General features: G+C 61.1%; 21 protein-coding genes and 2 pseudogenes. 10 read left to right on the forward strand and 13 right to left on the reverse strand.

Annotated features, from left to right (window positions below; all coding sequences use genetic code 11):
* Positions 1-42: 42 nt before the first annotated feature.
* From J3P95_RS19015 to J3P95_RS19030, 4 genes are all read left to right on the forward strand, one after another.
* The gene (locus tag J3P95_RS19015) at positions 43-345 is read left to right on the forward strand and encodes an ArsR/SmtB family transcription factor (RefSeq protein ID WP_003198672.1); all 303 of its coding nucleotides are present in this window, start codon (positions 43-45) and stop codon (positions 343-345) included.
* Between the two features lie 17 nt (positions 346-362).
* Positions 363-1529 carry an MFS transporter gene (locus J3P95_RS19020; protein ID WP_434580099.1) on the forward strand — a complete coding sequence of 389 codons (1167 nt, stop codon included), beginning with the start codon at positions 363-365 and terminating at the stop codon, positions 1527-1529.
* A gap of 34 nt (positions 1530-1563) precedes the next feature.
* Positions 1564-2613 (forward strand): alkene reductase, encoded by a 1050-nt coding sequence (locus J3P95_RS19025; RefSeq protein WP_434558281.1) that lies wholly within the window; start codon positions 1564-1566, stop codon positions 2611-2613.
* Between the two features lie 291 nt (positions 2614-2904).
* Entirely contained in the window at positions 2905-3411 is a 507-nt protein-coding gene (locus J3P95_RS19030) for a hypothetical protein (protein ID WP_434580096.1), read from the forward strand.
* Positions 3412-3616: 205 nt separating this feature from the next.
* On the opposite strand, the gene J3P95_RS19035 is transcribed toward J3P95_RS19030, so the two are convergent.
* Positions 3617-4249: a TetR family transcriptional regulator gene (locus tag J3P95_RS19035; RefSeq protein ID WP_434580094.1), complete on the reverse strand. Its 633-nt coding sequence runs from the start codon at positions 4247-4249 to the stop codon at positions 3617-3619.
* Between the two features lie 266 nt (positions 4250-4515).
* Between J3P95_RS19035 and J3P95_RS19040 the strand changes: the two genes are divergently transcribed.
* The 3 genes from J3P95_RS19040 to adeC are packed head-to-tail and all read left to right on the forward strand — an operon-like array spanning position 4516 to position 10295.
* Positions 4516-5673 (forward strand): efflux RND transporter periplasmic adaptor subunit, encoded by a 1158-nt coding sequence (locus J3P95_RS19040; protein ID WP_434558284.1) that lies wholly within the window; start codon positions 4516-4518, stop codon positions 5671-5673.
* Positions 5674-5676: 3 nt separating this feature from the next.
* Positions 5677-8841, forward strand: coding sequence for an efflux RND transporter permease subunit EmhB (gene emhB, locus J3P95_RS19045; RefSeq protein ID WP_434558285.1), 3165 nt, complete (start codon positions 5677-5679; stop codon positions 8839-8841).
* On the forward strand, positions 8838-10295 hold the full coding sequence (gene adeC, locus J3P95_RS19050; protein WP_434558286.1) for an AdeC/AdeK/OprM family multidrug efflux complex outer membrane factor: 1458 nt from the start codon (positions 8838-8840) through the stop codon (positions 10293-10295). Before emhB ends, adeC begins: the two co-directional genes overlap by 4 nt.
* A gap of 239 nt (positions 10296-10534) precedes the next feature.
* On the opposite strand, the pseudogene J3P95_RS19055 reads toward adeC, so the two are convergent.
* Positions 10535-10639, reverse strand: a pseudogene (locus J3P95_RS19055) (DUF6124 family protein); the annotation flags it as partial.
* A 782-nt stretch (positions 10640-11421) separates the two neighbouring features.
* On the opposite strand from J3P95_RS19055, the gene J3P95_RS19060 reads away from it, so the two are divergent.
* Positions 11422-12675 (forward strand): OprD family porin, encoded by a 1254-nt coding sequence (locus J3P95_RS19060; protein WP_434580090.1) that lies wholly within the window; start codon positions 11422-11424, stop codon positions 12673-12675.
* Positions 12676-12764: 89 nt separating this feature from the next.
* On the opposite strand, the gene pcaC is transcribed toward J3P95_RS19060, so the two are convergent.
* The 11 genes and pseudogenes from pcaC to pcaR form a co-directional block, all read right to left on the reverse strand.
* On the reverse strand, positions 12765-13157 hold the full coding sequence (gene pcaC / locus J3P95_RS19065) for a 4-carboxymuconolactone decarboxylase (RefSeq protein ID WP_434558289.1): 393 nt from the start codon (positions 13155-13157) through the stop codon (positions 12765-12767).
* 10 nt (positions 13158-13167) lie between these two features.
* Entirely contained in the window at positions 13168-13983 is an 816-nt protein-coding gene (pcaD, locus tag J3P95_RS19070) for a 3-oxoadipate enol-lactonase (protein ID WP_434558290.1), read from the reverse strand.
* 12 nt (positions 13984-13995) lie between these two features.
* Complete coding sequence (locus J3P95_RS19075; protein ID WP_434580088.1) at positions 13996-15360, reverse strand: 3-carboxy-cis,cis-muconate cycloisomerase; 1365 nt, start codon at positions 15358-15360, stop codon at positions 13996-13998.
* A gap of 26 nt (positions 15361-15386) precedes the next feature.
* Positions 15387-16683: pseudogene (locus tag J3P95_RS19080) on the reverse strand (MFS family transporter).
* 216 nt (positions 16684-16899) lie between these two features.
* Positions 16900-17466 (reverse strand): protocatechuate 3,4-dioxygenase subunit alpha, encoded by a 567-nt coding sequence (gene pcaG, locus J3P95_RS19085; RefSeq protein ID WP_434580087.1) that lies wholly within the window; start codon positions 17464-17466, stop codon positions 16900-16902.
* A gap of 1 nt (position 17467) precedes the next feature.
* Positions 17468-18172 (reverse strand): protocatechuate 3,4-dioxygenase subunit beta, encoded by a 705-nt coding sequence (gene pcaH, locus J3P95_RS19090; protein ID WP_434580085.1) that lies wholly within the window; start codon positions 18170-18172, stop codon positions 17468-17470.
* A 36-nt stretch (positions 18173-18208) separates the two neighbouring features.
* Complete coding sequence (gene pcaF / locus J3P95_RS19095; RefSeq protein WP_434558295.1) at positions 18209-19414, reverse strand: 3-oxoadipyl-CoA thiolase; 1206 nt, start codon at positions 19412-19414, stop codon at positions 18209-18211.
* On the reverse strand, positions 19411-20190 hold the full coding sequence (locus J3P95_RS19100; protein WP_434558296.1) for a CoA-transferase subunit beta: 780 nt from the start codon (positions 20188-20190) through the stop codon (positions 19411-19413). The genes pcaF and J3P95_RS19100 overlap by 4 nt, the downstream gene beginning before the upstream one ends.
* Entirely contained in the window at positions 20187-21047 is an 861-nt protein-coding gene (locus J3P95_RS19105; protein ID WP_072409760.1) for a CoA transferase subunit A, read from the reverse strand. The genes J3P95_RS19100 and J3P95_RS19105 overlap by 4 nt, the downstream gene beginning before the upstream one ends.
* A gap of 253 nt (positions 21048-21300) precedes the next feature.
* Positions 21301-22647, reverse strand: a complete 1347-nt coding sequence (locus tag J3P95_RS19110; RefSeq protein ID WP_434580082.1) for an MFS transporter — start codon at positions 22645-22647, stop codon at positions 21301-21303.
* A 108-nt stretch (positions 22648-22755) separates the two neighbouring features.
* Positions 22756-23598 (reverse strand): pca regulon transcriptional regulator PcaR, encoded by an 843-nt coding sequence (gene pcaR / locus J3P95_RS19115; RefSeq protein WP_053119186.1) that lies wholly within the window; start codon positions 23596-23598, stop codon positions 22756-22758.
* A 552-nt stretch (positions 23599-24150) separates the two neighbouring features.
* Here pcaR and J3P95_RS19120 point away from each other — a divergent pair.
* Together J3P95_RS19120 and J3P95_RS19125 are read left to right on the forward strand one after the other, a co-directional pair.
* Complete coding sequence (locus J3P95_RS19120) at positions 24151-24351, forward strand: hypothetical protein (RefSeq protein WP_434558298.1); 201 nt, start codon at positions 24151-24153, stop codon at positions 24349-24351.
* A gap of 365 nt (positions 24352-24716) precedes the next feature.
* Positions 24717-26192 carry an inorganic phosphate transporter gene (locus tag J3P95_RS19125; protein WP_434580080.1) on the forward strand — a complete coding sequence of 492 codons (1476 nt, stop codon included), beginning with the start codon at positions 24717-24719 and terminating at the stop codon, positions 26190-26192.
* Positions 26193-26298: the final 106 nt, after the last annotated feature.

Here is a 26298-nt window from a genome sequence, read left to right on the forward strand (position 1 = left end):
GTTCGCCTCATCGCGATATAGCGTTACTCAAATGAGCAGCCCATGACCCTCGACCTCGACGAAATAATAAAAGCCCTGGCGCACCCAGTACGGCGAGACATCCTCAACTGGCTCAAGGACCCCAAGGTCCAATTCCCCGAACAGTTGCACAACCACGAGTTCGGCATTTGCGCCGGGCAGATCGACCAGCGTTGCGGCCTGTCGCAATCCACGGTGTCTGCGCACTTGGCGGTATTGCAACGGGCGGGGCTGATTACCAGCCAGAAGGTCGGTCAATGGCACTTCTTCAAACGCAACGAGGAAGTGATCCAGCAGTTCCTCAAGCAAATGAGCCAAGAGCTCTAACCTGACAAGGATTCGACATGCCCCTTTCACTCATCATCCTGGCGCTGAGCGCCTTCGCCATCGGCACGACGGAATTCGTCATCATGGGCCTGTTGCCCGATGTGGCGGCGGATTTGGGCGTCTCGATTCCCGGCGCCGGCTGGCTGGTGACCGGCTACGCCCTCGGCGTGGCCATCGGAGCACCGTTCATGGCCCTGGCCACTGCGCGACTGCCGCGCAAGGCAGCGCTGGTGGTGTTGATGGGGATATTCATCGTCGGCAACCTGCTTTGTGCCATCGCCAGTGACTACAACGTGTTGATGTTCGCCCGGGTCGTTACCGCTCTGTGCCACGGTGCGTTCTTCGGCATCGGTTCGGTGGTGGCGGCCGGGCTGGTAGCGCCTAACAAGCGCGCTTCGGCGGTTGCCCTGATGTTCACCGGCCTGACGCTGGCCAATGTGCTCGGTGTACCGCTGGGCACCGCGCTTGGCCAGCAGGCCGGCTGGCGCTCGACCTTCTGGGCGGTAACGGTCATTGGTGTGATTGCGCTGATCGGCCTGATCCGCTTCCTGCCGGCCAAGCGCGACGAGGAAAAACTCGACATGCGTTCGGAGCTGGTGGCGCTCAAAGGCGCCGGCCTGTGGCTGTCCCTGGGCATCACCGCGCTGTTCTCCGCCTCGGTGTTCACCTTGTTCACCTACGTCGCCCCGTTGCTGGGCGAAGTCACCGGCGTATCGCCCCGTGGCGTGACCTGGACCCTGGTGTTGATCGGCCTGGGTCTGACCTTGGGCAACATCATTGGCGGCAAGCTAGCGGACAAGAGCCTGGTCAACACACTGATGGGCGTTTTCATCGCCATGGCGGTGGTCTCAACGGTACTGAGCTGGACCAGCGTGGCGCTGATCCCGACTGAAATCACCCTGTTCCTCTGGGCCACGGCGTGCTTCGCCGCGGTGCCGGCGCTGCAAGTCAACGTGGTGACCTTCGGCAAAGATGCGCCGAACCTGGTTTCCACCTTGAACATCGGCGCCTTCAACATCGGCAACGCCTTGGGCGCCTGGGTCGGCGGCAGCGTCATCGCCCATGGCCTGGGCCTGACCGCCGTGCCCCTGGCTGCTGGCGCACTCGCCGTGCTGGCGCTGCTGGTGACCCTGATTACTTTCCGCCAGGGCGGCAATGCCGGCCTGGCGCCTGCCACTCACTGACCTTTAATCCTTTTACTTGCGAGGTTGTTATTTCATGGCGACAATTTTCGACCCTATCAAACTCGGCGACATCGAGCTGAAGAACCGCATCATCATGGCTCCGCTGACCCGCTGCCGCGCTGACGCGGGCCGTGTGCCCAACGCGCTGATGGCCGAGTATTACGTGCAACGCGCCTCCGCCGGGTTGATCCTCAGCGAAGCCACTTCGGTGACGCCGATGGGCGTGGGCTATCCGGATACCCCGGGGATCTGGTCCAACGACCAGGTACGCGGTTGGGCCAACGTGACCAAGGCCATCCACGGCGCCGGCGGCAAGATCTTCCTGCAACTGTGGCATGTGGGGCGAATCTCGCATCCTTCCTATCTGAACGGTGAACTTCCGGTCGCGCCGAGCGCCATCCAGCCAAAGGGCCACGTGAGCCTGGTGCGGCCGCTGGCCGACTACCCGACCCCACGCGCATTGGAAACCGCTGAGATCGCCGACATCGTCGACGCCTACCGGGTGGGTGCCGAGAACGCCAAGGCCGCCGGTTTCGACGGCGTGGAAATCCACGGCGCCAACGGCTACCTCCTTGACCAGTTCCTCCAAAGCAGCACCAACCAGCGCACCGACAACTACGGCGGTTCCCTGGAGAACCGTGCGCGCCTGCTGCTGGAAGTGACCGACGCCGCCATCGAAGTCTGGGGCGCCGGCCGTGTTGGCGTGCACTTGGCACCGCGTGCCGACTCCCATGACATGGGCGACGAGAACCGCCTGGAAACCTTCAGCTACGTGGCTCGTGAATTGGGCAAGCGTGGCATCGCCTTCATCTGCTCCCGGGAAAAAGAAGGCGAAGACAGCATTGGCCCACAACTCAAGCAAGCCTTCGGCGGCCCGTACATTGCCAACGAACGCTTCACCAAGGAGAGCGCCAATGCCTGGCTGGCCGAGGGCAAGGCCGACGCCGTGGCGTTCGGTGTGCCGTTCATTGCCAACCCCGACCTGCCGGCACGCTTGAAAACCGATGCACCGCTGAACGAAGCGCATCCGGAAACCTTTTATGCCAAGGGACCGGTGGGTTATATCGATTATCCCGTCATGTAAGTTCACGACCGCTGTATATGCAAAAGCCTCGGCATCGAAAGACGCCGGGGCTTTTTTTATGCCTGGCACACTTACCCCATCAACAACCCATGCCCACCCACACAGTGACGACACATCATAAAACAACCCAAACAACCCGCTCGCTGGATTGATCACCTGGAACTCGATAATAATAAATGCGCTGAGACAGTGACAAACACCCCAGTTATATCACCGCCCCACAGCAAATAACTTATACATCAAACAGCTCATGCAAACCCAACTGCATCTGTGCTCATGGAAGAGTCCATCATGAATGACTTAAAGCGTTTCACCCTGGCTGCCGTACTGACGCCAGTATTTATCAGCAGCGCCCTGGCGGACACTGCCGTATTGGTTCAAGTCACGAACAACAGTTCGGACACGTTGAAATTGACACATCTTTCGGTTCTGCCACCCGACTATCCTACTTCGGGCTACGACGTAGCGCCGAACAAGCTGCGCAATATAAACATCCCTTTTCAAAGGATATTCACTTACCCGACGTCCGGCTGGCAACCCACACTCAGAAAAATCTCGCCCATCCAGTTCAACCTGACTTATGAAATCAACGGCCATATTTGCCAACTTGTCACTCGACTCGAAGTTCCCATTATTCCTGGCTGGTCGGAGCCCAGCTACAACCCTCGCTGGAGTAAAACAGTTAATACTTCTGGCAATGACAACTACAGTTGCAAAGCTGTCATCACCCAAAAAATGACTGAAGCGCCGTTCAGCTACACCATTAGCCTGACAGTCGACGATAACAACCCGAGCTGATCGGCTTTACCCCTGCGCCTACCAAGGGGAGTGCCCGACCGAGACGCGACTTAACCAACACGCAACAATTTCCCTACAAAATAGCCGGCTCGCCGCCTGTCAAAGGCGCCGGAGCAGCTATATAAAGTACCCCGCCGGGATCAGGCCCAGCGGGGTACGTTAGGATCGGCTATTGACACAAAGCGACGCAATTACGCATTTTGTTTCATTTGCGCAGGCTCGGGCTCAGGTGCAGCATATCCAGCCCGATCTCCACCCAGCGCTCGGCCTCGCCCGCCAGTGCGAAGCTGTCGGGGGCCAACAGCCATTGGTAGAGGATGCCGTCGATGTAGGCATGTATCGCCACGGCGGCCCTTTCCGGGTCAAGGTCATGCGGCAATTGGCCGCGTTTCATTGCATTGAGCAACGACAGTGCAATTCGCACATTGCAATCGAGGCTGACCTCTCGTCGCTGCTGTCGCAAGTCACACATTTCATCGGTGAACTCGCACTTATGGAACAGGATCTCATTAATGCGTCGGGTTTTCGGATCCAGGGCCACCTGTTGGAACAACCGCACCAGCAGCTTGCGCACGCAGCCCAGAGGGTCAAGCTCCTCTTCGTTTTCGCTGGCGCGGGCCAGTTCATCGAGCGGCTCATGCAAGGTGTCAAGCATGGCCTGGAGCAAGTCCGCCTTGTTGCTGAAATGCCAGTAGATCGCGCCACGCGTCACGCCGGCGAGCATGGCGATATCGGCCAGCGTCGTGCGCGCCACGCCTCGTTCGAAAAACGCTTTTTCGGCCGCTTCGAGTATCTGGCTGCGAGTCTCCAGCGCTTCCTCTTTGGTACGACGGACCATGGCAGTAAACACCTCAATCAGGATGCGTAAGCAATGCGTAAGGATCAGCAGGACAAGCTATGAGGCAGCGCCTGTCAGGTCGCGTCCCCGCCCCACATTGGCCTTTGTCAGGCTTTTGTAAATCCGGATGGTACGCAATTTGGCTGTTTACAAACAACCGTGTACGTAAGTATATTTCTTAGCATCCTACTAATTGCGTATCTCGCTCTTTTTTCATCTTTCATTTTTCGAGCGCGCCCATTACGCGCCTGGACCCGAGGATTTCCATGCAATTCAAGCCAGCTGTTACCGCTCTGGTTACTGCCATCGCCCTGGCATCGCTGCTTAGCGGATGCAAAAAGGAAGAGGCGGCACCTGCCGCACCGCCCCCTCAGGTCGGCGTTGTAACCCTCAAGACCCAACCTTTTACCTTGACCTCGGAACTGCCGGGCCGCACCAGCGCGTTTCGCGTCGCGGAAGTACGGCCACAGGTCAACGGGATCATTCTCAAGCGCCTGTTCAAGGAAGGCGCCGACGTCAAGGCCGGCCAGCAGCTGTACCAGATCGACCCGGCCGTGTATGAAGCGACCCTCAAGAGCGCCGAGGCGAACCTGCGGTCCACCAAGTCGATTTCCGACCGCTACAAGCAGTTGGTGGACGAACAGGCCGTCAGCCGCCAGGAATACGACACCGCCGTGGCCAATCGCCTGGAGTCGGAAGCCAACCTGCAGACCGCCCAGATCAACGTGCGCTACACCAAGGTCTATGCACCAATTTCCGGCCGCATCGGCCGCTCGTCGGTGACCGAAGGTGCGCTGGTGAGCAACGGCCAGACCGATGCCCTGGCGACCATCCAGCAGCTGGACCCGATCTATGTCGACGTGACGCAGAGCTCCGTCGAGTTGTTGCAACTGCGCCGTGAACTTGAAAGCGGTCGTTTGCAAAAGGCTGGCGACAACGCCGCCATGGTCAAGTTGACCCTGGAAGACGGCAGCCAGTACCCGCACGAGGGCAAACTGGAATTTTCCGAGGTGTCGGTCGACCAGACCACCGGTTCGGTGACCTTGCGCGCCGTGTTCCCAAACCCTGACCACACGCTGCTGCCAGGCATGTTCGTTCATGCGCAACTGCAGGCCGGCGTGAACAGCGCGGCAATCCTCGCGCCGCAGCAAGGCGTGACTCGCGATCTCAAGGGCATGCCGACCGCATTGGTCGTTGGCGCGGACAACAAGGTCGAACTGCGCCAGCTCAAGGCCAGCCGCACCGTTGGCAGCCAGTGGCTGATCGAAGACGGCCTCAAGGCCGGCGATCGCTTGATTACCGAGGGATTGCAGTACGTACGGCCAGGGGTGGAAGTCAAAGCCACCGAAGCCACCAACGTTGGCGCAAACAACCCGGCCCCCGCCCAGGCAGCTGACAAAGCCGCCGGCGGCAAAGGGGAGTAAACCATGTCGAAATTCTTTATCGACCGTCCGATTTTCGCCTGGGTGATCGCCCTGGTGATCATGCTGGTCGGTGCTCTATCGATCCTCAAATTGCCGATCAACCAATACCCGAGCATCGCGCCGCCAGCCATTGCGATCCAGGTGACTTACCCAGGCGCGTCCGCACAAACCGTGCAGGACACCGTGGTCCAGGTCATTGAGCAACAGCTCAACGGCATCGACAACCTGCGTTATGTATCGTCGGAAAGTAACTCCGATGGCAGCATGACCATCACCGCGACCTTCGAGCAGGGCACCAACTCCGATACCGCGCAGGTCCAGGTGCAAAACAAGCTGAACCTGGCCACCCCGCTGCTGCCGCAAGAAGTGCAGCAACAGGGCATCCGTGTGACCAAGGCGGTGAAGAACTTCCTGATGGTCATCGGCGTGGTGTCGCGCGACGGCAGCATGACCAAGGACGATCTGTCCAACTACATCGTGTCCAACATGCAGGACCCGATCTCGCGCACCGCGGGTGTCGGTGACTTCCAGGTCTTCGGCGCCCAGTACGCGATGCGGATCTGGCTCGACCCGGCCAAGTTGAACAATTTCAACCTGACCCCGGTGGACGTGAGAACCGCCATCGCCGCGCAGAACGTCCAGGTTTCATCCGGCCAACTCGGCGGCTTGCCCGCCCTGCCCGGCCAGCAACTGAACGCCACCATCATCGGCAAGACCCGTCTGCAGACCGCCGAGCAGTTCAAGGCGATCCTGCTCAAGGTCAACCCGGACGGTTCGCAAGTGCGCGTCGGCGACGTGGCCGATGTGGGCCTGGGCGGTGAAAACTACAGCATCAGCGCCCAGTTCAACGGCGCCCCGGCATCCGGCCTGGCGGTGAAACTGGCCAACGGCGCCAACGCCCTCGACACGGCAAAGGCCCTGCGCCAGACCATCGACGATCTCAAGCCGTTCTTCCCGCAAGGCATGGAAGTGGTGTTCCCGTATGACACCACGCCGGTGGTGAGCGAATCGATCAAGGGTGTGGTTGAAACCCTGGTCGAAGCGGTCGTGCTGGTATTCCTGGTGATGTTCCTTTTCCTGCAGAACTTCCGCGCCACCATCATCACTACGATGACGGTGCCGGTGGTATTGCTGGGTACCTTCGGGATCCTCGCGGCGTTTGGCTTCAGCATCAACACCCTGACCATGTTCGGCATGGTGCTGGCCATCGGCTTGCTGGTGGACGATGCCATTGTCGTGGTGGAGAACGTCGAACGGGTGATGAGCGAAGAAGGCCTGTCGCCCAAGGAGGCCACCAAAAAGTCCATGGGCCAGATCCAGGGCGCCTTGGTGGGCATTGCCCTGGTGCTCTCGGCGGTACTGCTGCCGATGGCATTTTTCAGCGGTTCCACCGGCGTGATCTACAAGCAGTTCTCCATCACCATCGTCTCGGCCATGGCCCTGTCGGTGCTGGTTGCCCTGATCTTCACCCCGGCCCTGTGCGCCACCATGCTCAAGGCCATTCCGAAGGGTGAGCACGGCACGCCGAAACGCGGCTTCTTCGGCTGGTTCAACCGTAATTTCGACCGCAGTGTCCGCAGCTACGAGCGGGGCGTGGGCAATATGCTCAAGCACAAGGCGCCGTACCTGCTGGCCTACCTGATTATCGTGGTCGGCATGATCTGGCTGTTCACCCGCATCCCGACGGCGTTCCTGCCGGAAGAAGACCAGGGCGTACTGTTCGCCCAGGTGCAGACACCGGCCGGCTCCAGCGCCGAACGCACCCAGGTGGTAGTGGACAAGATGCGTGAGTTCCTGCTGCGTCCGAGCAAGGATGGCGGTGAAGGCGACGGCGTGGCTTCGGTGTTCACCGTGACCGGCTTCAACTTCGCCGGTCGTGGCCAGAGCTCCGGCATGGCCTTCATCATGCTGCGTCCTTGGGACGAGCGGAACGCCGACAACAGCGTGTCGAAAATCGCCGCGCGCGCCCAGCAGCACTTCTTCTCCTTCCGCGACGCCATGGTGTTCGCCTTCGCCCCGCCAGCGGTATTGGAGCTGGGGAACGCGACCGGTTTCGACGTGTTCCTGCAGGACCGCGCCGGTATCGGCCACGACAAGTTGATGGAAGCCCGCAACCAGTTCCTGGGCATGGCTTCGCAAAGCAAGATCCTGTCCCAGGTGCGTCCGAACGGCCTGAACGACGAACCGCAATATCAACTGGAAATTGACGACGAGAAGGCCAGCGCGCTGGGCATTACCCTTTCGGACATCAACAACACCCTGTCGATTGCCTTGGGCAGTAGCTATGTGAACGACTTCATCGACCGTGGTCGTGTGAAGAAGGTGTACATACAAGGCCAGCCGGGCGCGCGCATGAGCCCAGAAGACCTGCAGAAGTGGTACGTGCGCAACAGCGCCGGGACCATGGTGCCGTTCACCGCGTTTGCCAAGGGAGAATGGATCTACGGCTCGCCAAAACTGGCCCGTTACAACGGCGTAGAAGCGATGGAAATCCTCGGTGCCCCGGCCCCGGGTTACTCCACGGGTGAAGCGATGGCCGAAGTAGAAGCCATCGCCAAGAAGCTGCCGGCCGGTGTCGGTATTTCCTGGACTGGCCTGTCGTACGAGGAACGCCTGTCGGGTTCCCAGGCGCCGGCGTTGTATGCGTTGTCGCTGCTGATGGTGTTCCTGTGCCTGGCGGCGCTGTATGAAAGCTGGTCGATCCCGATCGCGGTCATGCTCGTGGTGCCACTGGGGATCATCGGTGCCCTGCTGGCCACCAGCCTGCGCGGCCTGTCCAATGACGTGTACTTCCAGGTGGGCCTGTTGACAACCATCGGGCTGGCGGCGAAAAACGCCATCCTGATCGTCGAGTTCGCCAAGGAACTCCATGAACAGGGCAAGACCTTGACGGAAGCCGCCATCGAAGCCTGTAGGATGCGTCTGCGACCGATCATCATGACGTCCCTGGCGTTCGTCCTCGGCGTGGTTCCGCTGGCGATCTCCACCGGCGCCGGTTCGGGCAGCCAGCACGCCATCGGTACCGGCGTGATTGGCGGTATGCTCACCGCGACCATCCTGGCAATCTTCTGGGTGCCCTTGTTCTTCGTGACGGTGTCGTCGATGGGTCGCCGAAAAAATATCGACCAGGACAACACTCCTGAAACTTCTAAAGAGGCTGGCCAATGAGCAAGTCGCTACTTTCCCTGACCATCGCCGCCGTCGTGCTCAGCGGTTGCTCGCTGATTCCCGACTACCAGCGGCCCGAAGCACCGGTCGCGGCCCAGTACCCGCAAGGTCCGGCCTACGAGCCGGCCAAGGCACCCGGCCAGGCCGCTGCCGAGCAAGGCTGGAAACAGTTCTTCCATGACCCGGCGCTGCAACAGCTGATCCAGGTCGCCCTGGAAAACAACCGCGACCTGCGCGTCGCGGCCCTGAACATCGATGCCTACGCCGCGCAATACCGCATCCAGCGGGCGGACCTGTTCCCGGCGGTCTCGGCCACGGGCTCCGGCAACCGTCAGCGGGTGCCGGCACGGGCCTCGCAAACCGGTGAAGCAGCAATCACCAGTTCCTACTCGGCGACTTTGGGCATCAGCGCCTATGAGCTGGATTTGTTCGGCCGCGTCCGCAGCCTGAGCGAGCAAGCGCTGCAGAACTACTTCGCTACCGAAGAAGCCCGCCGCAGCACGCAGATCAGCCTGGTGGCCAACGTCGCCAACGCCTACCTGACCTGGCAGGCCGACAAGGAACTGCTCAAGCTGACCCAGGACACCCTGGGAACTTACGAGCAAAGCCTGAAGCTGACCTCGCGCAGCGCCGAAGTCGGCGTGGCCTCGGCCCTGGAGTTGAGCCAGGCACGTACGGCGGTGGAAAACGCCCGGGTGCAATTGGCCCGTTACACCCGTCAGGTGGCCCAGGATGAAAACAGCCTGACCCTGCTGCTGGGCACCGGCCTGCCGGCCAACCTGCGCACCCAACCGCTGAGCGATGACCTGCTGAGCGAAGTGCCGGCCGGTTTGCCGTCGGACCTGCTGCAACGGCGCCCGGACATCCTCCAGGCCGAACGCAACCTGCTGGCCGCCAACGCCAACATCGGTGCCGCGCGGGCCGCGTTCTTCCCGAGCATCAGCCTGACGGCCAACGCCGGCACCCTGAGCCCGGACCTGTCCGGCCTGTTCAAGGGCGGCTCGGGCACCTGGTCCTTCGCGCCGCAGATCAACCTGCCGATCTTCAACGCCGGCAGCCTGCGGGCAAGCCTGGATTACGCCAAGATCCAAAAAGACATCAACGTGGCCAACTACGAGAAGTCTATTCAGACGGCGTTTCAGGAAGTCTCGGACGGCCTGGCCGCGCGCCAGACCTACAACGAACAGTTGCAGGCGCAGACCGACTTCGTCGCCGCCAACCAGGACTACTACCGCCTGGCCGAGCGGCGCTACCGCATCGGTGTCGACAGCAACCTGACCTTCCTTGATGCCCAGCGCCAGCTTTTCAGCGCGCAACAATCGCTGATCACTGACCGCCTTTCGCAGCTGACCAGCGAGGTCAATTTGTACAAGGCACTGGGCGGTGGTTGGAATGCCGAGACCGGCAAGCACGAGCCGATCGCGGAGAAAGCGCCAGAGACGAAGCTGTTCTGATGGATGCTTGAATGCTGAACACGAAGCCCACCGAAAAGGTGGGCTTTTTGTTTTCAAGGATTAATAAGTCTCCGAGTTCAACACACAACTCTGTGGCGAGGGGATTTATCCCCGCTGGGTTGCGCAGCAACCCCAAAGGCTCGATGCGAAAAAAACTGATGAACCGAGGTGGCGGGCGTATGAGCTGCTACGCAGCCCAACGGGGATAAATCCCCTCGCCACAATACGGTCCGATTAGGCTAACGGGGATCGACGAGATCCAGCGCTCGATTGGCCAACAACTCACTCAAGTCGATCATCTGCACCACGCCTAACGCGACATGTCGCCGAGAGCCTTCCAGATCGGACGGGCTTGCAGTCCCGGTCGCTGAGTTGGCAGCGACACTGACAAGCTAGAGATATCGCTTCCGAGCAGCAACCTTAAAACCTCGTCGGAAAAGTCGTCGCGTCTGTCAGACCGGCTACAAATCTTGCTCGCGATGGCGGCCTGACAGCTCGCGGGACGTTGTTGACTGAGTACATATCCATTGCTGCGGCCACGGCTGCTGGCGGTTTCGCTCTTACAGCGACTCACTTTTATGAAGCGTAAAAGTAAGCAAAACGCTTTTGCCCCACCACTCGGCACCTCGCTTAGGCTCGGTGTGCCCGCACTCCGGCATTGCGCAGTGGGCATCCCGGCATGGACGCCGGGATAGCCGCGCTGGACCATGGATGGTCCTTCGCGGCGGGCCCACGGAGCAATGCCGGAGAGAGGGCATGCCGAGCCTAGGCGAGGCACCGAGTGGTGGGGCAAAGGCGCTTTGGTTACTTTCGCGCCCTTCGAAAGTGACTCGCTGTAAAAGCGGAACCATAAGTGGCCGTAACCGCAGGAACGGATATGTACCCGGTCAGCGTTTTGCCGTTCGATAATCGCCCAAAACCCGCAAACGGCAATTGAACCGATCCCGACCCGCGCTTCACCATCGCTCGCACAAAACCAATAACAACAGGTTCGATGCCATGCCCAGACGCCCCGCCTCACCCGGCTGATCCCGATCGCCCTGACGACCCTGGCTACACCCGTACCGTCTGCACCTCAAAAGTGCGGCAACGACTCGCTTCGTCCACAAAAATAGAGACAACGCCCATGAAGCCCACAAAGCACTTGTTCCCAAGCCTCATTGCCGTCGCCCTGACCAGCACCGCCCTGCCCGTCCTGGCCGCGGAATCGGGCTTCGTCGAGGATGCCAAGGTCAATCTCAACCTTCGCAACTTCTACATCAACCGCAACTTCATCAACCCGGACAATGCCCAGGGCAAAGCCGAAGAGTGGACCCAGAGTTTCATCCTCGACGCCAAGTCCGGTTTCACCCAAGGCACAGTCGGTTTCGGCCTGGACGTGCTGGGGATGTACGCGGTCAAGCTCGACGGTGGCCGTGGCACGGCGAACACGTCCCTGTTGCCGATTCATGACGATGGCCGCCCCGCCGACGACTACGGTCGCCTGGGTGTAGCCCTCAAGGCCAAAGTGTCGAAGACCGAATTGAAAGTCGGCGAATGGATGCCGGTGCTGCCGATCCTGCGTTCCGACGACGGTCGTTCCCTGCCGCAAACCTTCCGTGGCGGCCAGGTGACTTCGACCGAAATCAACGGCCTGAGCCTTTACGGCGGCCAGTTCCGTGGCAACAGCCCGCGCAACGACGCGAGCATGGAAGACATGTCGATGAACGGCCGCGGCGCGTTCACCTCCGACCGCTTCAACTTCGGTGGCGGCGAATACGCCTTCAACGAAAAACGCACCCAGGTGGGCGTCTGGTACGCGGAACTGTCCGACATCTACCAGCAGCAATATTTCAACCTGACCCACAGCCAACCCATGGGCGACTGGACCCTGGGCGCCAACCTTGGCTACTTCATCGGCAAGGAAAATGGCAGTGCCTTGGCCGGCGACCTGGACAACAAAACCGCATTCGCCATGCTCTCGGCCAAATACGGCGGCAACACCTTCTACGTCGGCCTGCAGAAAGTCGGCGGCGATGATGCCTGGATGCGCGTCAACGGCACCAGCGGCGGCACCCTGGCGAACGACAGCTATAACTCCAGCTACGACAACGCCAAGGAAAAATCCTGGCAAGTGCGCCACGACTACAACTTCGCCGCTGTCGGCGTGCCGGGCCTGACCCTGATGAACCGCTACATCAGCGGCGATAACGTGCACACCGCCACCGTTGACGATGGCAAGGAATGGGGCCGTGAAAGTGAACTGGCCTACACCGTGCAGAGCGGCGCGCTGAAGAGCCTGAATGTGAAGTGGCGCAACTCGACGATGCGCCGGGATTTCAACGTCAATGAGTTCGATGAGAACCGCTTGATCGTCAGCTACCCGATCAGCTTGTTGTAAGCCAAAGTGATGGGTCAGCGGGTGTCGATGCCAACTGACCCATCGCTATCGCGAGCAAGCCCGATCCCATGGACGATTGGGGGCGATTCTTAACCCCGGGATTCAACGCCCAGTTCATCCCAAACCGACTCGGCCAAATGAAACGTCGCATTGGCCGCCGGGATGCCGCAATAAATAGCGCTCTGCATGATCACTTCCTTGATCTCGCTGCGGCTCACGCCGTTGTTGGCGGCGGCGCGCAGGTGCAGCTTGAGTTCCTCGTTACGGTTCATGCCGATCAACATGGCGATGGTGATCAGGCTGCGGGTATGGCGCGGTAGGCCCGGGCGGGTCCAGATGTCGCCCCAGGCGTGGCGGGTGATCATTTCCTGGAATTCGCTGTTGAATTCAGTCAGGGCATCAAGGCTGCGATCGACATGGGCATCGCCCAGCACCGCGCGGCGTACTTGCATGCCTTCGTTGTAACGTTGTTTCTCGTCCACAAAAAACTCCTCAGGCACGGCCAGAATCAATCAGGAAATCCAGGACCCGCGCGCTGAACGCCGCGCCCGCCTGGACATTGGACAGGTGCGCGGCATGGAACTCGGCGTACTCGGCGCCACTGACCCGCTCTTGGATAAAGTGCCCACCCGACGGCGGCGTCACGGCATCTTCAGTGCCGGCGATCACCAACAGCGGCACGCGAATCGCAGACAACTGCGCGCGGAAATCGGCATCGCGCACGGCGGCACAATTGGCCGCGTAGCCCTGAGGCGACGTCGCGGCGAGCATGTCGGTGATTTGCTTGGCCTTGTCCGGATGGGCCTCGGCAAAATCAGGCGTGAACCAACGGGCAATCGAGGCATCACGCAAGGCCACCATCGCGGCCTTGCCGTCACGCAGCACGGTTTCGATGCGCGGGTTCCACACCGACGGGTCGCCGATCTTGGCGGCGGTGTTGCACACCACCAATTTGTGCAGGCGCTCGCCGGCATTGATCCCCAGCCACTGGCCGATCAAGCCGCCCATGGACAAGCCACAGAAATGCGCCTTGTCGATGTTTAACTGATCGAGCATCGCCAGCACATCGCGGCCCAGCTGTTCGATGCTGTAGGGGCCTTCGGTGACCAGCGACTGGCCGTGGCCGCGGGTGTCGAAACGCAGCACGCGAAAGTGTTCGCTGAAGGCCGCGACCTGCTCATCCCACATGTGCAGATCGGTGCCCAGGGAGTTGGAGAGCACCAGCACCGGGGCGTCTTGTGGCCCGTCCAATCGTCGCTCATCCAAACAATAGTTCAGTTCGCCATCGGCGAGTTTGACCAATCCCACAACAATCTCCTTTCAGGCGTTCAAGGCAAGGTGTTCGGCCACGGCCCGGGCAACCCAGGTCTGGGCCTGGCCGAGGTAGTGCGCCGGGTCGAGCAGATGATCAAGCTCGGTTGCGGACAACTGCGCGGTGACCTGGGGTTCGTCTCCCAGCACCGCACGTAGATGCCGCTGTTCAGCCACGGCGCGCTTGCAGCATTGCTCCAGCAAATGATGCGCCGTGTCGCGTCCCACACGCTGGGCCAGGACGATGCTCACCGCTTCGGCCAGCACCAAACCCTGGGTCAGTTCCAGGTTGCGGGCCATGCGCGCCGCATCCACTTCCAGCCCTTCGGCCAGCAGCCGCGCCTGTTGCAGGGCGCCGGAGACCAGGCAGCAGATTTCCGGCAGGGTTTCCCATTCGGCGTGCCACAGGCCCAGGCTGCGCTCGTGTTCCTGGGGCATGGCGCTGAACAATGTCGACAACAAACCAGGCACCCGCGTCGCCGCGCCAATCAACACGGCCGCGCCCACCGGGTTGCGCTTGTGCGGCATGGTGGAAGAACCGCCCTTGCCCGGCGCGGAGGGTTCGAACGCTTCGCCAGCCTCGGTTTGCATCAACAGGCTGACGTCGCGCCCCAACTTGCCCAGGCTGCCGGCGAGCAAGCCCAGCACCGCGCCGAACTCCACCAAACGATCGCGCTGGGTATGCCACGGCTGTTCCGGCAGGGTCAGTTGCAGTTCGGCGGCCAAGGCTTCGGCGACCGGCAGCGCCTGGTCACCCAAGGCGGCGAGCGTCCCGGAGGCGCCGCCAAACTGCAGCACCAGCAGGCGTGGTTTGAGCTCTTTCAAGCGCTGGCGACTGCGGGTGATCGCCCCCAGCCAACCGGCGATTTTCATGCCCAGGGTGACTGGCGTGGCGTGTTGCAACCAGGTGCGCCCGGCCAACGGCGTGGCGGCGTAGCGTTCGGCTTGTCGGGCCAGGGCGCCCGCCAGTTGCGCCAGCTCTGCCTCGATCAGGCCCAACGCCTGACGCAATTGCAGCACCAACCCGCTGTCCATCACATCCTGGCTGGTGGCGCCCAGGTGTACGTAGCGCTCAGCCTCGGTGCTCTGGGCGGCGATGCGCTTGCCCAGCGCCTTGACCAGCGGGATTGCCGAGTTACCGGCGCTGGCGATTGCTTCGCTCAACTGCGAAAAATCGTACAGCTGGGCGCGACAGGCGTTCTCGATCGACGCAACTGCGTCTTGGGGAATCAACCCTACCCGCGCCTCGGCCCGGGCCAGGGCCGCCTCGACATCCAGCATCGCCTGGACCCGCCCCGCATCGCAGAACACCTCGCGCATGTCGCGGGCGGTGAAATAGGCATCGAACAGCTGATTGCCCGGTCGTTCGCTCATAAACAGTCCTTCGCAAGGTGGATGCCTTAAAGATCATGGTGCAAATACTTCGGTTGCTTGGGCAGGCGCAGGCTGAACAGGAACGCCACCACCATCATCACCGTGACATACCAGTAGAAGGCGTTCTCCATGCCCTGGGCCTTCAGGCTCAGGGCGACATATTCGGCCGAACCGCCAAAAATCGCGTTCGCCACCGCGTAGGCCAACCCTACTCCCAGCGCCCGCACTTGCGGTGGAAACATTTCGGCTTTCACCAGACCGCTGATGGAGGTGTAGAAACTGACGATCGCCAGCGCCAACGTAATCAGGACAAACGCCAGGAACGGGCTGCTGGTGCTTTTGAGGGTCAGCAGGATCGGCACGGTGCACAACGCCCCCAGCCCGCCGAACCAGAGCATGGAGTTACGTCGGCCGATCTTGTCCGCCAGCATGCCGAACAGCGGCTGCATGCACATATAGAGGAACAGAGCACCGGTCATGATGTAGCTGGCGGTCTTGGCGTGCATGCCGGCGGTGTTCACCAGGTATTTCTGCATGTAGGTGGTGAAGGTGTAGAAAATCAGCGAACCGCCGGCGGTGTAGCCCAGCACGGTGATGAACGCGGCCTTGTGGTCGCGAAACAGCGCCGCAATGCTGCCGGCGTCCTTGTTTTCGCGCATTTCCTTGCTGCTGGTTTCCTTCAGGGAGCGTCGCAGGAACAGGGAAATCAATGCGGCCGCGGCGCCCACCACGAATGGGATCCGCCAGCCATAGGCGCGCAGTTCGTCTTCGCTGAGAAATTGTTGCAGGACCACTACCAGCGACACCGCCAATAGTTGCCCGCCGATCAGCGTCACGTACTGGAACGAGGCGAAAAAGCCGCGCTGGCCCTTGAGGGCGACTTCGCTCATATAGGTGGCGGTGGTGCCGTATTCGCCGCCCACCGACAGCCCTTGCAACAAACGGGCGAATAACAGCAGCACCGGCGCCCAGACGCCGATGTCCTTGTAGGTCGGTAGACAGGCGATGAGCAACGAGCCGAAGCACATCATCATCACCGATGATCATCATCGAATTCTTGCGCCCGTGGCGGTCCGCCACTCGACCAAAGATCCAACCGCCAATGGGCCGCATCAGGAACCCAGCGGCGAACACACCGGCCGTGTTGACCAGTTGCACCGTCGGGTTGTCCGAGGGAAAGAACGCCGGCGCGAAGTAGATCGCGCAGAACGCATAGACGTAGAAGTCGAACCATTCGACCAGGTTGCCGGATGAGGCACCGACGATGGCGAAGATGCGCTTGCTGCGTTCCTCACCGGTGTAGTGGCTGATTGGGGTGGTCATGGGTTATTCACTCGTTGGGGACTGACCACGTCTAGACACACTTGGTAACAATCCCGTTCCACAGTCTGGCCATCCGTGGCGAGGGAGCTTGCTCCCGCTCGGCTGCGCAGCAGTCGCAAAACCAGGCTCCGCACTGCTTTGATACACCGCTTCGCCTGCCATTGGCTTGCTGCGCAAGCCAGCGGGAGCAAGCTCCCTCGCCACGGGGGTTTTCAATCAGTAATCGAAGAACACCGTCTCGGCATCCGTGCCCTGCAGGATCACGTTCCACTGGTACACGCCCGACGCATCAAGCTTGGCGACGATTGTGCTCCGGCGCTCTTCGGGCACGCAGGCCAGCAACGGATCGGCCCCGTTGGCCTGTTCGCCGTCGAAGTAGATGCGCGTCAGTAGATGCTTGACCAGTCCACGCGCGAACACCAGCACCACCAGATGCGGCGCTTGGGTCGTGCCGCCGAGGCCCGGCACCGTGCCCGGCTTGATCGTGGTGAAACGAAAGCGCCCTTCGGCATCCACCGGCACCCGGCCGAAGCCTTCGAAGTGCGGGTCCAGAGGCTTGTCCTGGTCGTCCTCCGGGTGGGCGTACTTGCCGGCGGCGTTGGCCTGCCAGACTTCCAGCATCGCATCGTTGACGAACTGGCCGTCGCCGTCGATCACCTGCCCGGTGATCGCCACGCGTTGGCCCAGGGTCTGAGCGACGGTCAGGTCTTCGCGGTTCAGCCAGGTCAGGCCGATGTGGTAGTACGGGCCGACGGTGTGGGACGTAGTGGCGTTGAGCGTCATCTTATTTCTCCATCGGCGTGGCTTCGCGGCCGCGCAAGACGATGTCCCAGCGATAACCGAGGGCGTAGTGGGGGATGGTTTTTTCCAGGTCGAAACGGGCGATCAGGCGTTCCTTGGCACGGGTGTCCGGCACGCAGTTGTAGATCGGGTCGTATTCCAGCAGCGGGTCGCCAGGAAAATACATCTGCGTCACCAGCCGCGTCAGGATACTCGGCCCGAACAGTGAGAAATGGATATGCGCCGGGCGCCAGGCGTTGTGGTGATTACCCCACGGGTAGGCGCCGGGCTTGATCGTCTGAAACTGATACCAGCCATCGGCATCGGTCACGGTGCGACCGGTGCCGGTGAAGTTCGGGTCCAGCGGCGCATCGTGTTTGTCACGGTCGTGGTTATAGCGACCGGCGGCGTTGGCTTGCCAGATCTCCACCAAGATGCCCGGCACCGGCTGGCCGTGCTCATCCAGCACGCGCCCGTGAATGATGATCCGCTCACCCAATGGTTCGCCGGCGTGTTGGGCGGTGAGGTCGTGATCTTTCTCCTGCAAGCGGTCAGCGCCTACAGTCGGCCCGGTAATTTCCGACAGCGAGTGAGGCAAATACACCAACGGCTTGGACGGCGAGCGCAGGTTGGTGGACTGGTACGGCGGGTGCAAATACTCCGGCTGGGTGCCCGCTTGAGGGCGACGATAACCAGGCTTGTCAGTCATGAAGCATTCCTCGATTTCTTATTGGTAGACGACCCGTCAGATGCGTTCGATGGCCAGCGCCAGGCCCTGGCCGACGCCAACGCACATGGTCGCCAGGCCTTTCTTGCCGCCGGTCTTTTCCAACTGGTGCAGCGCCGTCATGACCAAGCGCGCCCCGCTCATGCCCAGTGGATGCCCGAGGGCAATAGCGCCGCCGTTCGGATTGACCTGCGGCGCATCGTCCGCCAGCCCCAAGTCACGCAGCACCGCCAGGCCCTGGCTGGCAAACGCTTCATTGAGTTCGATCACATCGAAATCCGCGACCGCCAGGCCGAGGCGCTCGGTGAGTTTGCGCACCGCCGGTACCGGGCCAATGCCCATCACCCGAGGCGCAACCCCGGCGCTGGCCATGCCGAGCACTTTACCCCGAGGGGTCAAGCCGTGTTTCTTCACCGCTTCGGCCGACGCCAGGATCATCGCCGCCGCGCCATCGTTGACGCCTGAGGCATTGCCGGCGGTGACGGTCTTGTCCGGGCCGTTGACTGGTTTGAGTTTGCTCAAGGTTTGCAGTGTGGTGTCGGCGCGAGGATGTTCATCCTGCTCGACAACGGTTTCGCCTTTCTTATGGGCAATGCGCACCGGAACGATTTCTTCGGCGAAAAAACCCGCTCCCTGGGCGGCTGCCGCGCGTTGCTGGCTGCGCACGGCGAAGGCGTCCTGGTCGGCGCGGGACACCCTGTAGTCATCGGCCACGTTGTCCGCGGTCTGCGGCATTGCGTCCACGCCGTACTGGGCTTTCATCAACGGGTTGATGAAGCGCCAGCCGATGGTGGTGTCTTCCAGCTTCATGTTGCGCGAGAACGCCGCGTCGGCCTTGCCCATCACGAACGGCGCGCGGGACATCGACTCCACGCCGCCGGCAATCGCCAACTCCATCTCGCCGCTGGCAATGGCGCGGAATGCCGTGCCGATGGCGTCCATGCCCGAGGCGCAGAGGCGGTTGAGGGTCACGCCGGGAATGCTCTGCGGCAAACCCGCCAGCAACAGCGCCATGCGCGCCACGTTGCGGTTGTCTTCGCCGGCCTGGTTGGCGCAGCCGAGGAACACCTCGTCCACCGCGCTCCAGTCCACCGACGGATTACGTTCCATCAATGCCTTGATCGGCACGGCCGCCAGATCATCGGCGCGCACGGCGGACAAACCGCCGCCAAACCGCCCGATAGGGGTTCGAATCGCATCACAGATGTACACGTCGCGCATCAAGCTTCTCCCGGCGCCTGGCCGTGGGCCGCCGCGGTACGAGCTTCCAGGTCGCGCAGTGCGCGCAGCTCCACTTCGGTCGGTTCGGCGGTGGTTTGCACTTGGTCGGCGAAACGGATCGCCCACCCGGTGGCGGCAATGACCTGCTCGCGGGTCACGCCCGGGTGCAGCGCGGTAACCACGAATTCATGACTGCCAGCTTCCGGCTCCATGATGCACAAGTCGGTGATGATGCCCACGGGGCCGGCACCCGGCAGGCCAAGACGCTTGCGCGAATCGCCGCCTTCGCCATGGCCGACCGAGGTGATGAAATCCAGCTTTTCGACAAACGAACGCGCCGACTGCTTGAGGATGATCAACACGCTCTTGGCCGAACCGGCGATTTCCGGCGCGCCACCGGCACCCGGCAGGCGCACTTTGGGCTGGCGGTAGTCGCCGACCACCGTGGTGTTGATGTTGCCAAAACGATCGACCTGGGCGGCGCCAAGGAAACCGACGTCGATACGGCCGCCCTGCAACCAGTAGCGAAAAATCTCACCGGTCGGTACGACAGTGTCCGCGGTTTCCGCCAGTTCACCGTCGCCGATGGACAGCGGAAGTACGCTGGGCTTGGCGCCGATCGGGCCGGATTCGTAGATCAGGACGACATCGGGTGACGAGGTCAGCCGCGCCAGGTTGGCCGCTTTCGACGGCAGGCCGATGCCAACGAAGCACACAGCATTGTTTTTCAAGCGACGCGCCGCAGCGACGGTCATCATTTCGTTGGTGGTATAGGTCATGGTTTCACCTGCGAAGCGGCTGCCAGCCGGGCCTGGAATTCACTGAAATCCCGGGTACCGTGGATGTATTCGTTGATCCATGCGGTAAAGGTCTCACGGTCCCGAGCGATGGGGTCCCACGCTTGGTAGAAACGGTTGTCACGTTCGGTGTAGCCGTGGGCGTAGGACGGATGGGCGCCGCCGGGTACGTGGCACACCGCGCTTAATGCCCAGGTCGGCAGTACGCAGGCATTCATCGGCGCGTTCAGGTCGTCGACGATCTCTTCGACGGTGACGATGCAACGCTTGGCGGCCAGGGCGGCTTCTTTCTGCACGCCGAGGATGCCCCACAGCAGCACGTTGCCCTTGCGGTCGGCTTTCTGGGCGTGGATCACCGTGATGTCCGGGCGCACCGAAGGCACGGCAGCGAGGACTTCACCGGTGAACGGACAGGTCACGCTCTTGATCAGCGGGTTGACCTTCGGCAGGTCGGAACCGGCGTAGGCTCGCAATACCGCAAATGGCAGGCCGGAGGCGCCGGCGACGTAGGCGTTGGCCAGGTCGGCATGGCTGTGTTCCTCGATTTCCAGCGGGTGCGGCCATTGCTTCTCGACCGCGTCGCGCAACCGATGGAGGGAGCCCACGCCGGGGTTGCCACCCCAGGAAAAAATCAGTTTGCGAGCACAACCGGCGCCGATCAACTGGTCGTAGATCAGGTCCGGGGTCATTCGCACCAAGGTCAGGTCTTTCTTGCCCTGACGAATGATTTCATGACCCGCCGCCGTCGGAATCAGATGGGTAAAGCCCTCGAGCGCGACGGTATCGCCGTCGTTGACGAATTGCTTCACCGCGTCGTGCAGCGAAAGGATTTCAGCCATGGGGCAGGCTCCCGTTTTCCAGTGGACCGGCATGAAGAAAAAGGCGCGAGGTTCAGCGCCGGAATGCCTGAAGATTAAGCTTCGGGATAACGCCAAAACAATCCGATAATCGACTAAGTGTTCGTTTATCGAACAGATTGTTGCTTGGCTATCGATATTTCCTTAACTCGAAAACACACTAAAACCGTGGCGAGGGGGCTTGCTTGCTCCCTCGCCACAGGTGCGGACCCAGCGTTTCGTGCAGGTGAATAACTCAGGTCGCATCCGCATGGCTGACCACGCCCTTGATCACCACAGCCGTGGTCGCCAGGGCTGCGGGAATCACTAGCGCGGTCAAGACCTGTTCGAAATTCCAGCCCAGGCCCAGCAATGTCGCGCCCATCCAAGCACCGAGAATCGCGCCAAACCGGCCGATGCCGAGCATCCAGGAAACCCCGGTGGCCCGGCCCTGGGTCGGGTAGAAACGCGCCGCCAGGGACGGCATCGCCGATTGCGCGCCGTTGACGCACATGCCGGCCACCAGCACCAAGGTGGCGAGCAGGGTAATGTTGCCCAGGCTCTGCCCTACCGCGTAGGCAAACAGCCCGGCCATCAAGTAGAAAATGCCGATGACCTTGTGCGGGTTGAACCGATCCATCGCCCAGCCCACGCCCACCGCGCTCAATACGCCACCGAACTGGAACAACGCGCCGATGAACGCGGCCTGTTCCATGCTCGCGCCGCTGTCGCGCATAAGGGTCGGCAGCCAGCTGGTCAGCAGATAAACAATCACCAGCCCCATGAAATAGGTCAGCCACAGCAACAGGGTGCCGGCGCTGTAGGTACCGGAGAAAATCACCGCCAGCACGTTGCGCGCCTTTACGGTTTTCTGTTCGGGGACGCTGAAGCTCGCCGCGTGGGCAACGGTCTGCGGGTCAATCGGCGCCAGGGCCTTGCGCACCTTATCGGTGCCACGATCGCGCACCACCAGGTAACGCGCCGACTCTGGCAGCCAGAACAGCAGCACAACCGCCAGGATCAATGGCAAGACGCCGCCGATGAATAACAGGCTGTGCCAGCCAAAGGCAGGGATCAACTTGGCCGAGATGAATCCGCCGGCGGCCATGCCGAGGTTGAAGCCGCAGAACATGCTCGTGACCAGCAGCGACTTCTTGCGCTCCGGGGTGTATTCCGAAAGTAACGTGGTTGCGTTCGGCATCCCGGCGCCCAGGCCCAGGCCCGTGAGGAAGCGCAGCACCAGCAGCTGGTCGACATTCGTGCTGTACGCCGACGCCAGGCTGAACCCGCCGAACAACACGACGGCCCCCACTAACACGACTTTTCGCCCGAAGCGATCCGCCAAGGGGCCGGAACCCAATGCGCCGAATACCATGCCGATCAGTGCTGCACTCATCACCGGGCCAAGGCTGGCCCGGTCGATGCCCCAATCCTGGGACAGTGCCGGCGCAATGAAACCCATCGCGGCCGTGTCGAGGCCGTCGAGGAAAACAATCAGGAAACACAGAATCACCACCCGCCATTGATAGCGCGAGATGGGTTGGGCATTGATAAAGGACTGCACATCGAGGCAAGTGCCTACGGAAGTGTGGGGCTGGTTCATTTTATTTTTATTCCACGCAAGAAACGCCAGATGACGCTGCGCGACATTAATGAGCCCAGGCAAACACCGTCAATTCAGCGCGGCCGACTGTGTGCGTTTATCGAACAGCTACGTGAACAACTGCGCGCTCAAGTCCCGGCTGGCCCCCAGCAAGCCTGGCAAAAATCGTTGTTCCAGCTCGTTGCGGCTGACCCGCCCGGCGTGGGTGCTGACGTTCAGCGCAGCCACCACCTGACCCGAAGCGTCATAGACCGGCACGGCGATCGAGCGCAGGCCTTGTTCCAGTTCCTGATCGACGATGCACCAGCCTTGTTGACGGACCTCCTGCAAGCATTCGAGCAGAGCCTCGGGTGTGTGCAATGTCCGGCTGGTCTTGGCCTGCAGGTCGGCATGGTCCAGGTAATCGCGCAGCGAAGCATCGTCCAGGGCCGCCAACAAAATCCGGCCCATCGATGTGCAATAAGCCGGCAGGCGACCACCCACGGACAGGTCCACGGAAATCAGCCGCTGGGTGGTGGCCGACCGCGCAATATAGAGAATATCGTCGCCTTCGAGCGTCGCCATGTTGCAGGCCTCGTGCAGTTGTTCACTCATGCGGTCCAGATACGGCTGGGCGGAAACGGCCAAGGGCGTCGAGGACAGATAGGCATGGCCCAGGGTCAGCACTTTGGGCAGCAAGGAATAAGTGCGCCCATCGGTGGTCGCGTAGCCAAGCTTGATCAGGGTGTGCAGGCAACGCCTGACCGCGGCGCGGGGGATTTCGGTGCGGTGGCTGATCTGGGCGATGGTCAGGTGCCGCTTGCGCTCCTGGAAGGCCTGGACCACGGCCAGCCCACGGGCCAGCGATGTCATGAAATCCGGGTCGCCAGTGAGGGCCTGGATCCGCTTGGCCGGCGAGGCAACGATCGGCGGCGCGACTGACGTGAAGGCATTGCGCAATTGGTCGTTCATGTCGGGTCCTCTGGGAATGACGGCTATTACACGCGGCTACCCGGCAGACAGACAACGGCCGAATCGCCAAGACCGTTCGATTATCGAACCGACGACCGATAATCGCAATGCCCCGCCCCCCGCTTGTTCCATTTGATTCGTCTCGTCTTACTGGCAAATGAAACTTGAGGACAGCGCCGCGATTGACTTGAACAGATCGAGCAATATTTGAACTTGTGGTGCAGCGTGTAACTCTGTCTACATAACTAGCCCATACAAACATCAATTCACACAAGGCAACGTACGGTTTAACGTTTACTGATAGTGTTCTTCAGGCAGACCGCTATAATGCGTTCGGTGACGGCGCGGCCAATAGGCTTGCCCGTCTCCGGCACCACAGTGAGTCCCTATGGTGTCAAAAGCCGGTGCCTGAAGCACCCATGACGCTTCCGCTGTATCGGCAATATCCGAAGCCCTGATGCTACGTCAGCTGTCAGCTCTGGTGCCGTGGCCGTCTGCATGCCTGCATGCAGTGCGTATCACCAGATTAATTTCAATTCATTAGGTAATACTGTGACGAAAGACGAACTGCGCGCGGAACTTGAGCGCCAGGAACAACGTTACAAGGAAGTTTACGGCGGGGAAATCACCACTTACGCCGCGCAACCAGAACCGGAACGCAAACCTTGGCGTAAACGCGCCACCGTTCAGGACCAGGCTTTCAGCCAGGAACTTCAGAAGATCGAAAAAGAACTCAAGGCCGAAGAGGGTTAGCTTCCGGGGCTGGACGTTCTTGCTTACCGTGTCCGGTCGTCACCCAGGCTGGCGCCCCGGCATCGAGCGCCCGCCAAAAGCGGGCCGTTGTGCTCCTCCGCCATCGATCGGAGAGCTTGAGTGGAGGTCCTGCTTTGGATTTTTCCTACGACTATTCCTACTCCCTTCCCATCTCGATACGAACCCTGCCCACAGGGCATTTGACCTTCTAAACAAAGGGTTGCGATCCTCATGGCTAACCAGGACCGGGCAGGTTTCCTCGCGGTTATTTCGTAGAAGAATGTTACCGATGAGCAGGCAATGCATCGATTAACGCGGTTTTCTGGCATAATCGCGCCCCCTTATGACCGGGTCAGAAAACCTTCATGATCGATTTATTCAGCGGACTGGATGCTTGGGTGCTTGTGAGCCTCTTGCTCGCCCTGGCTTTTGTCCTCGCCTTCGAGTTCATCAACGGCTTTCATGACACCGCTAACGCGGTTGCCACTGTTATCTACACCAAAGCCATGCCGCCCCACCTGGCGGTGTTCTTTTCCGGTGTGTTCAATTTTCTCGGCGTACTGCTGGGCGGCGTAGGCGTGGCGTATGCCATCGTTCACTTGCTGCCGGTAGAGTTGCTGATCAATGTGAACACCGGGCACGGACTGGCCATGGTGTTTTCGCTGCTCGCAGCGGCCATCACCTGGAATCTGGGCACCTGGTACTTCGGTATTCCGGCCTCCAGTTCCCATACGCTGATCGGCTCGATTCTCGGCGTGGGCCTGGCCAACGCCCTGATCAACGATATTCCGTTGGGCGACGGCGTGAACTGGCAGAAGGCGATCGACATCGGTGCCTCCCTGGTGTTCTCGCCGATGGCCGGTTTCCTGATCGCTGCCCTGGTGTTGATCGGCCTGAAATGGTGGCGTCCCCTGTCGAAGATGCACAAGACGCCGGAACAGCGCCGCAAGATCGATGACAAGAAGCATCCTCCATTCTGGAACCGCCTGGTGCTGGTGATTTCCGCCATGGCCGTGAGCTTCGTCCATGGTTCCAACGATGGCCAGAAAGGCATCGGCCTGATCATGCTGGTATTGATCGGTATCGTGCCTGCGCAGTTCGTACTCGACCTGAACAGCACCACCTACCAGATCGAGCGCACTCGCGACGCGACCCTGCACCTGAGCCAGTTCTACAAGCGCAACAACGAGTCCCTCGGCGAATTCCTGGCCTTGGGCAAAAGCGTCGAAGGCGACCTGCCGGAGAAATTCCGTTGCAACCCGCAGCAGACCGAGCCGACCATCAATGCGCTGCTAGACACCCTCAAAGGCGTGGCGGACTATCACTCGCTGCCGTCGGAAAGCCGTATCGAAGTGCGTCGCTACCTGCTCTGCCTCGACGACACGGCGAAAAAAGTCGGCAAGTTGCCTGGGCTGGCGGCGCGTGAAAAAGACGACCTGAACAAGCTGCGCAAGGACCTGACCGCCACCACCGAATACGCCCCATTCTGGGTGATCCTGGCGGTCGCCTTGGCACTCGGCCTGGGCACCATGGTCGGCTGGAAACGCGTGGTATTGACCATCGGCGAGAAGATCGGCAAGCAAGGCATGACCTATGCCCAAGGCATGTCCGCCCAGATCACCACTGCCTGCATGATCGGCGCGGCGAATATATTCAGCCTTCCGGTGTCCACCACCCACGTGCTGTCTTCCGGCGTGGCGGGCACCATGGTCGCGAACAAGAGCGGCCTGCAAGGCGGCACGGTCAGGACCATCCTGCTGGCCTGGGTGTTGACCCTGCCGGCCACGGTGGCCTTGTCGGCCGCACTGTTCTGGCTGGCCTCCAAGGCCATCGGCAGCTGATTTCCAGCGGAGCGTAAAAAAGGTGCGTCCCTTGCGGTTCGCACCTTTTTTTATGCCATTGCTTTTGTAGGTCCAACAATCGCGGCGCAAAAAAAAAGGGCGACCG

Origin of the sequence: Pseudomonas sp. Z5-35, from assembly GCF_051131945.1 — a bacterium.
In the GTDB taxonomy this organism is placed as follows: domain Bacteria; phylum Pseudomonadota; class Gammaproteobacteria; order Pseudomonadales; family Pseudomonadaceae; genus Aquipseudomonas; species Aquipseudomonas marvdashtae.